Below are 13,008 nucleotides of genomic sequence, written 5' to 3' on the forward strand. Positions count from 1 at the left end.
TTGCGACAGGATCCTCGACTCGTCTCCGTCCTGCCCGATGGCGGAGATCGCCCGGCGCGGAGCACACCGACCCTCTGACGCGAGGCTTCCCGGCGCCACGTCGTCGCCGGCGGCAAACAACGTCGACACCGACACCTGGTCGAAGCAGTGTCGCGCGGGGCTTTCACAACAGGCACGTCACGGGCTGCGCACGGTAATGGGAGGACGCCTCAACCTTTGACCCATATGGAACTAGGACGGGCCTTGGTAGCGACATATCGCCACGCGATCCGCTCGTTCGGGGCCTCTTCGAGGCGCGTCACTTCGCCGCGTCGCGGCGCCCTGGGTGGCCCGTCGTCAAGAGGGCCTCGTGCTATTCAGAGAGGGGGCCGTGCACCCTGCCACGGTCGGGAGTTGTCGGGTGCGGTGCGGGTGTCGGGTCGCGCCGCCGAGCACACAACCCGACACCATTCAGCGACTAGTTGGTGTAGATCGTGTAGCGGCTGCTGCAGGTCGGTGGCCACCAGGTGTAATCAACACACTCCATGACAGAGATGTTCCCGTTGGTGGGCATGTAGAACTTGTAGGAGAAGTTCCGGTTGGTTCCGTAGCCCGTCTCGTTCCAGAACTTCTTGAAGGTCGCGCGGCCGCCGTCTGTCCAGTAGGCCACCTCGATGAAGACGGGGTGCCCGTCAGCAGCGGTGTCACGCACGTAGCCGGACATAGTGACGTAGCCGTAGCTCAGGCTAATCGAGCCTTGGGCATGGACTCCTCCCACCCCATAGCTGGACCACGTCGTGGCGGCCTGTGCCGGCCCGGCGGCCATTCCTACTGCGCATACTGCGGCCATTGCGGTGGTGGCCAACCTTCGCTTGATGTGCATGAGCTTTCCCTTGTCGTGCTGAAATCTGGCCCGTCTGGACCTGGGGACACCGTAGGGACCCCCCAGGGGCCGAGTCGCGGCCCTGCATGCTCTGTCACGCGCCCAGCCTCTGTGATAGGGCCGACTCGAGAGGAGCCTCATTCGCGATCGCTCCCTCGATGCGTCTGGCGGCAGGGTCGTCGCGGCCAGCGTCATTACGCCGCCTGCTGGCTCACATTGGGGAGTTCCAGGTCGAAGACATGCGCACTCGCATGGGCCGCTGGTTGTCCAAGTCCACAACTCCAGCACGAGCGAGCAGGGCAGCTATGTAGTTCGCTGTCTGACGAGCAACGTACTGCCTAGGTACGAATCGAGCGTCCCCGGATTGCCTCGCACGTCGCGGTTGGCGCCCACCGGCACCCACGTTTCGCCCTGAAGGAAATCGACGATTCCTTCGAGACAAGCCCAGGAGAAGAATGTGGGCTTCGTTTGGCGCCGAACAACAGAGTCACTCCGGGCGAGCCGAGTCTCTCCACGGTGAACCGCGCTTGGCCCGTCGGGGTCCGCAACTCAGCACGTTCCTCGACCGACGAACGAATCGCGCGCTCTACGGGACCCGCCATGCGGTCATGATGTGCCTGGCTCGGGGCTGAATCAGGAGCCGTCCGCAAGCGCCTTTCCGGCCATCCGTGACGCCGCGTCACTCCGCCGCGAGCCAGGCCGAGCCTCGGGCCTCAAGGGTCTCCAACGCATTCGGAGTTGCCGCAGACCGTACTCCAGAAACGGTCCGCCGTGGAGCAGGCGGCGGGCTCGTCAACCGCGCGAGATCCGGGACGGGATCGGGGTGGGTTCCGCCGACTCCCCCGGCAGAACCCACCCGTCCACTCCCCCACGAGTCCCCCGACCCGGCTACTGCTCCGACCATCCCCCCACGAACCAGCCGGTCCCTCCCCATGACGGACACTCTGCCGCGCGAACTGCAAGACAGACGGACCAGAACCAGCGTGCTTTCCGCAAGACTCTGCGCACCAGCGGGATCGACATCCGCTTTTCGCCGCGCACCGCTTCACCCACGTGCCGATGTGCGCGCACGTGCCGTCAGCGGTGCGCAGGTTAGGTTTAGTCGCCACCGAGGTTGGCCCGTATGAACTGATCGAGCTCATCCCAGCTCGGTCCAGGGCCCTTGATGACCTTCTCGGACCCCGGGATAGCCGTGCCTTCCCCCGGCCGACTGGTGAGCCGGTGGCCTCGGTGGCCTCGGTGGCCTCGGCGACCTTGTGAATCGGGAGATCCGCAAGGTAGTGCAGCGCAATGGCCTCTCGCTGCGCTGTTGGCAGCCTTCGCATCGCGGCCATCAGGGCGAGCCGCTCGTCGTCCATGGCGGGATGGCGGGGCTCGGGCCGCTCACGGACGGCGGCCAGGCGTCTCCTGCGGTAACGGGTGCGGCTCACGTTGACCGCGACCGTGCGCAGCCACGCCTCGGCGTTGTCGAGGGGAGCGAATGTGCGGTGGTGCGGCACCGCGCGTACGAGGGCCTCCGCGACGACCTCCCCAGCCTCGGTCAGGTTGCCGCACACGCCGTACAACTGCCCGACCAGAGCCGGCAGGAGGCCTCGAACACGACCGCACTCCGTCGGACGCACTCGAGCCTTCACGTCCCGCGAGAGGTGCCTGGGGATGCGCGCTCATGACCGGCTATCTCTCGATGCGGATCGAGTCGAGCACCGTCTGTAGCTCGGCACGGTCCGCGGCCGACGCGGGTTCGCGCACCTGGGTGACGAAGACCTGCCGGTTGCCGTCCACGTCGACGACGTACACGCTGGCGGTGCCGTCGGGAAGGAGCACGAAGTACTTGTCTGCGGGTCTGCTGTACCAGAGCTGGAGCCCGAAATCGGCTTCAAGCGTCGAGCAGCCCTTGGAGTCCTTCGGGATCCCGAGGTCGATCCTGGTCGCGGGGTAGCCGCCGAGAGTGGTCTTCACCGGATCGCTGGCGACCGGCCCCTCCTGCTCCAAAAGCGCTGCGACCAGATCCTGGGGTCGCGGTCCCACTTTCTGGGGGGTACTTCCGTCCTGGCACGGATCGGTGGAGATCTCGTTGACCTTGACGGTATAGAACTCAGCGGTCTCACCGTCGTTCTGGTGGTAGACGTGGCCGTACTGCACCGTCCAGCCCTCGGGGAACGTGACGGTGAGATCCGTCACCGACCACGCGGAGCTCGGGATCAGGTATGTGCCCGGCTCGAACGGGACGACCGCATCATCTCGTGTGTCGCCGTCCGGCATCGAGAGGAGGGTGGAGGACGGCGTCGCCGACGAAGGGGTGCGGCGTTCATCCGAGACACCGGAATCGCCCCCGCATCCGGCCAGGCCGGCAGCCAGCAGCAGCCCGGCCGCGAGGGCTAGGCGATTCACCGAGACCGTCTCTGGTCGGCACGTCGTGCGCTTCATCACCACACGACCCGCGAGTGGTCCGAAAGGTTGCACACCCTGACGATCCCATGGCGCCGCAGCCCATGCAGGCGAACCGGGCGCCTCATCAAAGTGCCCTGACATGTCGTGATCCGCTCGTTCGAGCTTTGGCCGACGAGGCGCGTCTTACCGCCGCGTAGTCGCGCTTCTCTCTCAGGCCGCTGGTAGGGAGTTGGCGAGTTTCCGGTGGATCTCGGCGAGCGTTTCGACGCCGAGCGGTCCTTCCGCCTGCAGCCTGGGATACAGCCTCCTGGGCCACAACGCCTGCACTCCGCGAGTGGTGAATGCCCCGCCGATCAGGGGCCAGTCGGCGTCCACGAAGCACAGCACACCGTGCACGGGCACGCCGTCGTTGAGCAGACCGCGAACGACGTCGACCTGCTTGAGTACTCCGTCGACGAGTTGGGTGCAGTCGCGGCTTCCGACGAGCAAGCGTTCGACGCGTGGCCGAAGGAGCCCGCCTTCGATCTTGAGGTGGGGACGGCCTTGGTACTTCTTGGCGTCGATAACGTGGATGCCGGTGGGAGTCACGGTCAGGTGGTCGATGTTGGCCCTGCTCCCGGGTATCCGTCGGTCATGCAACAGCCGCATGGTCTCGGAGGCGAGCTCGTTGAGCCGGCTGCCGAGTCGCTCCTCGCCAAGCGCTCCGATGTCCCAGGCTTTTGTGGACTGTTGCTCGTCCGTGACGGCGAGGAGGAAGCCGCCGAGCTTCGGGTGCTTGGCGCGGACGCGTTCTTCGCGCTTGGCCTTGCGCCGCTCGAACTCTCGACGCGCCGACGCACCCGCCGTGCCGCCCTCAACGGGTCGAACGCCGGCCGGCTCCCCAAGTGCTCTGGGCTCGTGGGTGACGCATCGGACGGTCTTCGTGGTCCGCTCGTAGATCGCCTCGCTCCTGGCAGGAAGGGCGAGCCCGCAGACCCGGCACGTACCGGCGTAGCGCAGGCGCATGCGCTTCTCGTCCGGTCCCAGATCCACTCGGCCACCGTACGGGTGAACGCCTCGCACTGAAGGGGTTTCGAGAAGCGTCACTCCGCTGCGGTTGAGCGTGACTGCCGTGCGGATCCGGCGATGATCGCGTTGCCGCCGGGGTGCGAGTGTTGAGCTGCTGATCGGGCGTCGAGCGCGTGGTACCGCAGCCGTGCCCAGGGAGGGGATGACCAGGCAGTTAACGGGTTCGCGCGCTCTGGGTGATCTTGATGGCGGGGGCCACCAGCGTGGCGCTGGTCGACGGACTCGGTCAGGTCGGGGATGCGGTCACGGCGCTACGTGCGGGCGCGCGGGCTCGTGCCTGCAGGTCTGGGGTCGTCGGCCACGTGCAGGTTAGGCGTCGACGATCACCGGGATAACCAGCGGGCTTCTGCGGTGCTGCCGTTGGGCCCAGCCAGATGCGGCCTGACGGACGAGTTCCTCGACCTGCTCGAGGTCCTCGATGCCGTCGCGGGTCGCCTTCGTGAGGGCCTTCTGGATGGCCGGCGTGGCCGCGGAGAAGTCCATGACGTCGGGTGGGAAGCCGTGGGCGAGGTAGTCGGGGTCCTCGGTGAGGGTGCCGGTGTCGGGGTCGACGATGCACACGATGGTCACTACGCCCTCCTCGGCGAGGGTGCGCCGCACGTGCAGGGTCTCCTCGGTGGTTCCACCGACGGTCATGGCGTCGACGTATACGAGGCCAGCGGGGACGGTGCCCGTGATGCGGGGCCGGCCGTCGACGAGGTCGATGACGCTGCCGTCTTGTGCGATCAGCACCCTTTGAGGATCCACGCCGGTGCGGATGGCTATGTCGGCGTTCGCGCGCAGGTGCCGCCACTCGCCGTGGACGGGCAGCACGTTGGAGGGGCGGATGATGTTGTAGCAGTAGGCGAGCTCGCCGGCGCTGGCGTGCCCGGAGACGTGCACCTTGGCGTTGCCCTTGTGCACCACGTTGGCTCCTAACCGGGTGAGCTCGTTGATGACGCGGTAGATGGCGTTCTCGTTGCCCGGGATCAGGGAGCTGGCCATGAGCACCGTGTCGCCCTCGACGATGCTCACGGGGTGGTCGCGGTTGGCCATCCGGGCCAAGGCGGCCATGGGCTCGCCCTGTGACCCGGTGGCGATGATGGTCATCTGGTCGGGTCGTAGCCGGTCGAGGGCCTTGAGGTCCTTGACGACGAGGCCGTCGGGGATGGTGAGGTAGCCCAGCTCGCGCGCGATGCCCATGTTGCGGACCATCGATCGTCCGACGAACGCGACCTTCCGCCCGTGACGCTGGGCCGCGTCCAAGATCTGCTGGATGCGGTGCACGTGGCTGGCGAAGCTCGACACGATGACCCGGCCCCTGGTGGTGCGGAACACTGTGTCGATCGCGGGTGCGAGCTCCTCCTCGGAGACGGTGAAGCCGGGGACCTCGGCGTTCGTGGAGTCGACGAGGAACAGGTCGACGCCCTCTTCGCCCAGGCGTGCGAAGGCGCGCAGGTCGGTGACGCGGCCGTCAAGTGGGAACTGGTCCATCTTGAAGTCACCGGTGTGCAGGACCAGCCCGGCCGCCGTCCGGATGGCGACGGCCAGCCCGTCCGGGATCGAGTGGTTGACGGCGATGAACTCACAGTCGAACGGCCCGAACGTGCGCCGGTCGCCCTCCGCGACCTCGACGGTCACCGGGGTGACGCGGTGCTCGACAAGCTTGGCTTCGAGCAGAGCAACGGTGAGGCGCGAGCCGACGACAGGGATGTCGGGGCGCTCGCGCAGAAGGTAGGGCACACCACCGATGTGGTCCTCGTGGCCGTGCGTCAGCACGATTGCATCCACCCGGTCGAGACGCTCCCTGATCCAGGTGAAGTCGGGGATGATGACGTCGACCCCGGGCTGGTGCTCGTCCGGGAAGAGCACACCGCAGTCGACGACGAGCAGCCGCCCGGCGTGCTCGAACACGGTCATGTTGCGCCCGATCTCGCCCAGCCCACCCAGCGGCACGACCCGCAGGCCGTTCCGTGGCAGCTCCGGCAGCGTGTCGCCGCTTCTGCGGCGTGGCCCTCGCCGGCTCATCGCCCGACTCCGGCCGCGGACCGTGGGCTGGACAAGTAGAGAGGGTCTTGCTGCGGGATGTTCACAGGCTTCTCCGATGCTGAGGATCCGGCCGAGGGAGCGGCTCGGTGCGAGGGTCCAGGACGACCGCACCGAGTCATTTGGTGAGTGTGCGCCGCTGAGCTGGCCAGCGAGGCGGGGTCGGCGTTCGTGCTGGCCTCGTTGAGGCGATGAGCGCCAATCTTGGCAGGAAGTCGTAGATGTAGGCCGGCTGGGCGCCGTATAGGACGACTCACGCCAGCCCGGCCGCCATCGCCACCGCGTTGAAGACGAAAAGAATCCGAACATTCATCGGCACGTGCACTCAGCGCGATACCGAAGCCAAGGAGGGGGGTTCTCGCATCAGGCGGGAAGGTTGGCGGCGTGGTGTTCGTGACATCTGGACCTCGGCCCCAGCACGCCCGCACGTGCGTCACTTCGCCGCAAGACGGGCGAGGACGACGGACGCCACAGTCCCAGCTCGCGTCCTTGTCCCGTCGGTTCGCAGCTGCAGACCTCTACAGCCGGCTGGGGTGACTGACAGAAGTCGGCGAAAGTGACTAGTCATGTCGTGCGCGAAACAGTCCAAACGGTCTATATCAGGACAGGGCTTGCGCTCGTAGTGTCTTCCTTGGGCCTGTGGGGGGTCCGCATGATCGGGGCCGGTGGGACGGCCCGGGTCGGCTCGGTAGTCATGGGAGGCGCCGGGCCGGGAGGGGTGGTTGTAATGAGTGATGTCGCAACGGTGGGTCTGTGGGTGGACGAGTGGGCCAGGGAGGCCAGCTGTGCCGGCCAAGACCCTGAGACGTTGTTCGTCCGGGGCAAGGCCCAGCATGACGCAAAGGCCGTCTGCAAGACGTGTCCGGTCCTCGCGCAGTGCCTGGCTGAGGCCTTGGACAGCAGGACGGAGTTCGGTGTGTGGGGAGGCATGACCGAGCGGGAGCGCCGAGCGCTGCTCCGGAAGCGGCCCGACATCACCTCGTGGAAGTCTGCCCTTCGGGCAGGAATGGCGTCACAGGCCAGGTAGGCGCGCTTGATCGGCGATGCGAGCCGATCTGCAAACCGGTTCGTGACCTTCCGGTCGGTGGGAGATCGCGGCTCCGTCGCAGGGAGCAGATCCTCGGCACCAAGCGGGACGGGCCGCTCCTATGCGCGACAGGACGGCCATACGGAGCGCCTAGAGAGGAGATGTCCCATGCCAGAAGGCACCTCTCACGTTCAGGGGAAGGATGATCCCGAACCGCCGCCGCGGCACGACCTCGTCGACGATCAGCTGCTCGAGGAGATCGAGCTCCTTGTTGACGTGATCGCCCGAGTCGCCGAGCACGCCGCGTACCTGTCAACTGACGAGGTGGACTCCGTTCTGGGCCTGCCTAGCGTTGCCCACGGAGCCTTCCGTGTCCCGGAGGACATAGATGCCTTCGCCCTGCACGCCGTAGACCTAATAGGCGCCAGCGCCGTTGGAGGGCGCTGTCCTTGAACGTATGGCCGTAATCGGACGGCCGCGGCTTCCGTCCCGTCAACGCGCCCTGGTCTTCGTCGTGGCTGGGCTGCGGCCCATAGCCCGTCGCATCCCGCATCATCCACGAGGCAGACACGGTGGCCATCGGACCTCGCCTTGCCGACGAAGACCACCTCTTTGCCACGGCCGTTAACAGGGGTCTGTGCACCCGCTCGGGCGGCAGCTCATCAGGGACGAGGAATGTCACTCGTCGGTTGTAGGTGCCGTCGTGCAGAACCTCAGCGCCTCGTCCTCGGGCACGATCCAAGCTCTGCGCGGAGTGCTCACACTGGGCAGTGTCACCTAGCGCGATGCGTCTTTTCGCCGCTAGAGGCGCCAGTCCAAGTAGTCGGCGGTGGAGCGCTCGGCATCGTGCGCGCGAACGCCGGAACCAGCGGTTGTGACATGGAATCCGCCGGAGATCAGGGCCGGGATGCCAACAGCGAGCTGCGATGCCTGAAGGGCTTCGGACCCAAGCCGTAGACAAGGGGAAACCAGCGCGCCGGCACGACCAATCTGCTGAACGACCAAGTCAAGTTGAGCTGGCGGCTTCCCCTCGCGGAATGCTGCGGCGAGCTGGACGACCTTGGCGCGCCAGTAGTCGATTTTTGCCGGCGGTCCAGTGGGCGGTTCGAGGAGCGCGCTTCGGCGGGGTGGATGTCGCGGCGTGCGCCGACCCGGGGACCTCGAGCTCGGCCTTTTGGTTGGCGATGCGTTCGGCGGCCTTGGCCTTGACCTTGGCCTGAAGGCTCCCGCCGCCGCGCATGCGGCGGCGGGTGCCGCCGGCGACGGGTGTGCTCTTGCAGGTGCCGCTCGATGGGGTGCGCGTCGGAGAGAACGGGAGCGTGCGCCACGGTCGCCTACTCTCAGGGCCATGACGGAACTTGTCGCAGCCCTCGTGGGTGCGTTGGTCGGTGGTGCGGCGTCTCTGGGCGCGACGTTGTGGGCCCTCAGGCACCAAGCGAAGGTGAGCCGAAACGAGAAGCTCGAGACGCTGCTTGGTGAGCTGCATGCCGACGCTGCGCGGATGAGCGCAAACCTTCATTCGTGGCCCATGGTCTCCGACCCCGATGCGATCTGGCGCATGAACCTTGCGGTGCAGCAGGTCGTGTTCCGTTCCATGAAGGACTGGCCGGTCCTCTGTCGCGCGGTGAAGAAGGGGTGGGATGCGGTCCAGGGCGGCCTCGAGCAACACGACTCGGGTTTGGGGCAATTGACGCCGGAGGGGCGTGCGCGTGCCATGGCCGGGGCTGATGCTCTGTTGGTGATCCCAACCCTGTGGGTCTCCAATCCCAAGAAGTTTGAACGGACCAACCGCGACCGGGACCCGCTGGACGTGGATGGTGAAATGCCAGGTTGGCTGCGATGAGGACTCACTGGTCACCGTCGTCATCGTCGAGGTAGCGCCACGCGATCCGCGTGACGACGGCGTCACGAACCTTGCCTTGGGCGTCGACGAACAACCGCGGCACAAACTCGTGGGGGTCCAGACCGGGGAAGCCCTCGCGGGCGACCTCGGCTTCGGAGTAGGTCAGGATGCCGTGGTGGTCGTTCCAGCAGGCGCGCTCATGAGTCGAGCCAGCACGCACCGCCCTTCGCGGCCGGCTCGGCGCGCTCCTTGCACGGCGTGCACCCGCCACACGAGTTGGGCTAGATGCTCGATTCGGTCCCGCAGCTCGGCGTGGGCGGCTACGGTGGCGTCGGCCTCCCGGTCGCCGGGCACCTCGTAGATGTGGTCTCCGCCGACTGGGACGCCACCGGCCCCCTCGGCGTGCTGCGCTTCGCTGGCGGGCGTCGGCGCGCAGTGCCATCGCTCGGCTCAAGCAATGTGGCCTGGGCGGTGGCATGTTCATGCTTGCGACAGAGCGGCACTCAACAGAGCTGTCGCGCGCACGAAACGCGACCGAGACGTCTTGAGCACGTGGGTATGCGGCCAGTAGCGCCACCGCCCGCAAGGTCCAACAGCGTGGCTCGGGCGGTGGCGCGCTCGTCGTCTCCCGCGGCGGCCCCTTCCACAAGCAGCCGTCCAACGTCACGCCGCTCGCTACCGTCGTTGTGGCGGTGTCGTCTCCAACCCCTCCCACGGACACCCGTGAGGCGGCGCCGTCCATGGGTCACCCTGGTCGCTGGGCGACGCATTAGTGCATCCGCTCGGATGCCCATGGGTACTTGGGGCATTCACGTTCCGGCGGCGTGACTCGAACTCCGCCGCCGGGGCGCCCGCGGTCGGCAGCTCCCGGTGGTGTCGGTCTGCGTGGGTCATAGCGTGGTCCTTTCGGCGGTCGTGTGGGCGCTGCTGGTGCTCGTCGTGACGTCGCTCCGGGGGTGGGCGAGGTCGGAGGTCGCCCCGGTGTCGGGGCGAGATGGGACCCGTTTCGTGGACGACGCCGCGATAAGCGGCCCCTGAATCGGCTTAACCTGAGTGACGCTCGCTGGCGCCCATGCCAAGCACGAGGTTCGCGAGTAGGTCGCCGTAGCGTCTCGTCCCGCGCGCTCGCGCGCTCGCGCGCTCGCAGAAGCCGCCAGCGCTTGGGGTCCTGACGACACGTTCGCACCAGCGTCATAGCGCCGCCTGTCGGCCTCGCCGACTTTCACCCCTCAAGCCGATGAGCGGTCCCCCGGTCGGACTCACTCTTGGGGGTCGTCTCCTGTTCGAGCCAAGCGCTCGCGACTCAGGTACCGAACCGGCTTGCCGAGCGACTCCGCGTAGGCAATCTCCCGTCGGGTTGACTCACCTACGTAGCCGCCCGGATCCACGATGTACACCTCGTCAGCCATGCGAATCTTCTGGAGGTGCACACCGCCGAGCCGTCCCTTCAGGGCTGAGCTGTCGGCTGCCCAGTCGTAGTCCGGCAGATCGGGGAGGCTGAATATCCCGAGGCTGATCACGACGCAACCTTCCATCGTGAGCCGCTGGTTGACCTCCGCGAACTCAGACTCAAACTTGGTCGAGCCGCAGAGGGTGATGACCTTCGCCTCACCCCCGGCCGACTGCGACGCCTGCTGGTCCTCCATCAGGTTCATGATCGCTGAACGGCAGGAAGAGTCCATCGCCGCCCCTGGACCTCCGCTTCTGCTGCCGAGGCGCAAGTGCGGCGGTTGTAGAACTCGCGGTGCAACTCGGCCTCGCAGTCACCCGGAAGGGTGAGGAGCAGTGTGAGCGGTGCGGCCTGCCGCATCTTCCGAGGCATAGCAGTCCCTCGGAACCGTGGCGTGGCGTGATCTCGAGGAACTAGCACCCGAAGAGGGCGATCGACTGGTGAAGAATGCCTTCGTAGATCTCCCCGAGGACTGAAGGCCGGGCGCGGGGCGCCCCTCGCGCGAAGGCGTACGCGCTACGCCCCTCCGCTCGTAAGGGTGCGGGAGGTCGGCACCCGGCCTCCCGCACCCTCGGTCCGGCGACGGGTCAGAGGTCCGGCGGCGGGTTACGGAAGATCTCGATCCACGTCTGGGCGCGGTTGTAGACCGTGGGCACCTGACTGATGAAGTTGTCCGTCGGGCAGGTCTTGCCCGGCGAGCTCGACCACACCGCACCGGTCTGGTCGCGACACCACGTCCGTCGGAGGTTGGGGTCGTAGGTGCCGAAGTTGCCGTCGATGCCAAGGCGGTGCCAGGCGAGTCCGCTGAGGTTGTCGACGGTCGCGATGCGATTCGGCACACCGCAGTAGAGGTGCGCCCACGCGAAGATCTTCGCGATGTTGGTCAGCTGTGAGTCGGTCATGGAGTCCCCGACGATGCCGGCGTGCTCGACGGAGATCGTCGACGAGTTGCCCTCGAGGTCGGCAGCTGCTCGACAGTCCATCGTCTGGTGCTGGCGCGGAGCGCCGGAGCGCGGGTTGTAGAAGTGCGCGTAGGAGCCGTCCGCCATCTTGCCCGGACCGTAGATGTCCGCACTACGGGTGACGGCGATGTGGATCGTGACCCGCCGAGGCGTCATCGCCGTGGTCGACCGATCGGTGATCGGGTCCCAGACCGCGAACTCCGCCCGCCTGCTCTTGATGAGCGCCTCGGCGGGTGACGCCGACAGTCCGGTCGCCGCGAGCGCGGCCGATCCGACGATGAGAGATCTTCTTCCGACTTTTCCCTGTCCGTCCATGTCTCGGAACGTAGAGAGGCTGGGGCAGGGACTCATGAGTGCCCCGACTCTGTTCACCATGCCGGTGAGGGGCCGGGTTGAGTAGCCTTGGCGGCCGCGCCCGGGCACCGCCATAGCCAACGCATCATGACGGAAAGCGCCGCATGGCGTAGATATTCGATGACGCCTTCCCCAACCCACCGGCCAGATCTGGAAGCCGGTGACCTGGGCACAGACACCTCAGCGCCTCCAACGCTGAACTTGTTCGAGCTTCGACCGACGAGGTGCGTCTTACCGCCGCCTGGGGACCCGGCTAGCGACGTGCGTCTACCGCCGCGTTGAGCGATAGGCCCAGATCGCCTTTGCAGATTCGTGCAGCTGAGTTCGGCTACTCATCCTGTGTCGCCGCGCCGATGGGAGGCTGCGGCCACGTCATGGGTTGCAGCCTTGGGGCACAAGCAGGCCCGGGGTTTGTCCGGGAGTCGAGCAAACACGAACAGGGGACGACGAAATGAAGATTAAGTCCAGAGCCGCCGTCGCACTTGCAGCAGCCACCTCCGCCGTCGCGTTGGCAGCATCTCCGGCAGCAGCGAGCACCACATGGAGCAGCTACGGCGTCGGCGGTGTCCACGCCCAGGGCACCATCAGCCTGTCGTACGGGTACATCACGATGTCGGGATATGTGCGCGACACCCTTTGCGACGGGAAGGAGGCGTACATCTTCGTCGCTCTCGCCCGAGATGGGAAGACCATCTCTCGGGAGCGCATCGTCAACACCGGTGGGTGTAACACCAGTACAAACTTCACACGCAAGTGGTACTCGCCGACCGGCAGCGTCATCTGGGTGCAGGAATGCATCAAAGGCACCCTGCAACTTGCCACGTGCTCGCAGTCCTACAAGGTCTACACGAACTGACGCACCGGGTGAGGCCCGGCCGTACCGGCTGGGACTGAGGCATGTCTCAGTCCCAGCCGCGCTCACGTCAGCTCTGACGTTGGGAGCGCCAGGGGGCCGTCCCCATGTGGCAAAGAATCCGTTATCGGCGCGACGAATGCGCTTGGCGTGCAAAAGGAGATTCGCGTCTC

At 66.7% G+C, this 13,008-nt stretch carries 12 protein-coding genes; 4 read left to right on the plus strand and 8 right to left on the minus strand.

The features are described from left to right. Positions 1 to 457: 457 nt before the first annotated feature. The 5 genes from H9I49_RS02330 to H9I49_RS02350 all read right to left on the minus strand — a co-directional run bounded on the left by H9I49_RS02330 (position 458) and on the right by H9I49_RS02350 (position 6,328). Positions 458 to 862 carry a hypothetical protein gene (locus tag H9I49_RS02330; protein ID WP_188028704.1) on the minus strand — a complete coding sequence of 135 codons (405 nt, stop codon included), beginning with the start codon at positions 860 to 862 and terminating at the stop codon, positions 458 to 460. Between the two features lie 713 nt (positions 863 to 1,575). Then, complete coding sequence (locus H9I49_RS24285; RefSeq protein WP_370587392.1) at positions 1,576 to 2,496, minus strand: sigma factor; 921 nt, start codon at positions 2,494 to 2,496, stop codon at positions 1,576 to 1,578. Positions 2,497 to 2,536: 40 nt separating this feature from the next. After that, positions 2,537 to 3,289, minus strand: a complete 753-nt coding sequence (locus tag H9I49_RS02340; protein ID WP_188028706.1) for a hypothetical protein — start codon at positions 3,287 to 3,289, stop codon at positions 2,537 to 2,539. Between the two features lie 174 nt (positions 3,290 to 3,463). Next, positions 3,464 to 4,285, minus strand: coding sequence for a nuclease-related domain-containing protein (locus H9I49_RS02345; protein WP_370587393.1), 822 nt, complete (start codon positions 4,283 to 4,285; stop codon positions 3,464 to 3,466). Between the two features lie 345 nt (positions 4,286 to 4,630). After that, positions 4,631 to 6,328 carry a ribonuclease J gene (locus H9I49_RS02350; protein WP_188028707.1) on the minus strand — a complete coding sequence of 566 codons (1,698 nt, stop codon included), beginning with the start codon at positions 6,326 to 6,328 and terminating at the stop codon, positions 4,631 to 4,633. 745 nt (positions 6,329 to 7,073) lie between these two features. On the opposite strand from H9I49_RS02350, the gene H9I49_RS02355 reads away from it, so the two are divergent. The 3 genes from H9I49_RS02355 (at position 7,074) to H9I49_RS02365 (ending at position 9,216) form a co-directional block, all read left to right on the plus strand. Then, positions 7,074 to 7,373: a WhiB family transcriptional regulator gene (locus tag H9I49_RS02355; RefSeq protein ID WP_188028708.1), complete on the plus strand. Its 300-nt coding sequence runs from the start codon at positions 7,074 to 7,076 to the stop codon at positions 7,371 to 7,373. A gap of 168 nt (positions 7,374 to 7,541) precedes the next feature. Continuing rightward, positions 7,542 to 7,826: a hypothetical protein gene (locus H9I49_RS02360; protein ID WP_188028709.1), complete on the plus strand. Its 285-nt coding sequence runs from the start codon at positions 7,542 to 7,544 to the stop codon at positions 7,824 to 7,826. Between the two features lie 895 nt (positions 7,827 to 8,721). Then, positions 8,722 to 9,216 (plus strand): hypothetical protein, encoded by a 495-nt coding sequence (locus H9I49_RS02365; RefSeq protein WP_188028710.1) that lies wholly within the window; start codon positions 8,722 to 8,724, stop codon positions 9,214 to 9,216. A gap of 4 nt (positions 9,217 to 9,220) precedes the next feature. Here the strand turns inward: H9I49_RS02365 and H9I49_RS02370 are convergent, their stop codons facing one another. The 3 genes from H9I49_RS02370 to H9I49_RS02380 all read right to left on the minus strand — a co-directional run bounded on the left by H9I49_RS02370 (position 9,221) and on the right by H9I49_RS02380 (position 11,943). Further along, positions 9,221 to 9,436 (minus strand): hypothetical protein, encoded by a 216-nt coding sequence (locus tag H9I49_RS02370; RefSeq protein WP_188028711.1) that lies wholly within the window; start codon positions 9,434 to 9,436, stop codon positions 9,221 to 9,223. Positions 9,437 to 10,475: 1,039 nt separating this feature from the next. Beyond that, the gene (locus H9I49_RS02375) at positions 10,476 to 10,862 is read right to left on the minus strand and encodes a hypothetical protein (RefSeq protein ID WP_188028712.1); all 387 of its coding nucleotides are present in this window, start codon (positions 10,860 to 10,862) and stop codon (positions 10,476 to 10,478) included. Positions 10,863 to 11,253: 391 nt separating this feature from the next. Next, the gene (locus H9I49_RS02380) at positions 11,254 to 11,943 is read right to left on the minus strand and encodes an N-acetylmuramoyl-L-alanine amidase (protein ID WP_188028713.1); all 690 of its coding nucleotides are present in this window, start codon (positions 11,941 to 11,943) and stop codon (positions 11,254 to 11,256) included. A 490-nt stretch (positions 11,944 to 12,433) separates the two neighbouring features. Here H9I49_RS02380 and H9I49_RS02385 point away from each other — a divergent pair, with 490 nt between their 5' ends. Continuing rightward, positions 12,434 to 12,838, plus strand: a complete 405-nt coding sequence (locus H9I49_RS02385; RefSeq protein ID WP_188028714.1) for a hypothetical protein — start codon at positions 12,434 to 12,436, stop codon at positions 12,836 to 12,838. Positions 12,839 to 13,008: the final 170 nt, after the last annotated feature.

It is taken from the genome of Terrabacter sp. MAHUQ-38 (assembly GCF_014518425.1).
Taxonomy (GTDB): Bacteria; Actinomycetota; Actinomycetes; order Actinomycetales; family Dermatophilaceae; genus Terrabacter.

Coding starts and splice junctions, on each gene's coding strand:
- H9I49_RS02330 (WP_188028704.1), bottom strand. CDS start 862: ATGCACATCAAGCGAAGGTTGGCCACCACCGCAATGGCCGCAGTATGC.
- H9I49_RS02340 (WP_188028706.1), bottom strand. CDS start 3,289: ATGAAGCGCACGACGTGCCGACCAGAGACGGTCTCGGTGAATCGCCTA.
- H9I49_RS02350 (WP_188028707.1), bottom strand. CDS start 6,328: ATGAGCCGGCGAGGGCCACGCCGCAGAAGCGGCGACACGCTGCCGGAG.
- H9I49_RS02355 (WP_188028708.1), top strand. CDS start 7,074: ATGAGTGATGTCGCAACGGTGGGTCTGTGGGTGGACGAGTGGGCCAGG.
- H9I49_RS02360 (WP_188028709.1), top strand. CDS start 7,542: ATGCCAGAAGGCACCTCTCACGTTCAGGGGAAGGATGATCCCGAACCG.
- H9I49_RS02365 (WP_188028710.1), top strand. CDS start 8,722: ATGACGGAACTTGTCGCAGCCCTCGTGGGTGCGTTGGTCGGTGGTGCG.
- H9I49_RS02375 (WP_188028712.1), bottom strand. CDS start 10,862: ATGGAGGACCAGCAGGCGTCGCAGTCGGCCGGGGGTGAGGCGAAGGTC.
- H9I49_RS02380 (WP_188028713.1), bottom strand. CDS start 11,943: ATGGACGGACAGGGAAAAGTCGGAAGAAGATCTCTCATCGTCGGATCG.
- H9I49_RS02385 (WP_188028714.1), top strand. CDS start 12,434: ATGAAGATTAAGTCCAGAGCCGCCGTCGCACTTGCAGCAGCCACCTCC.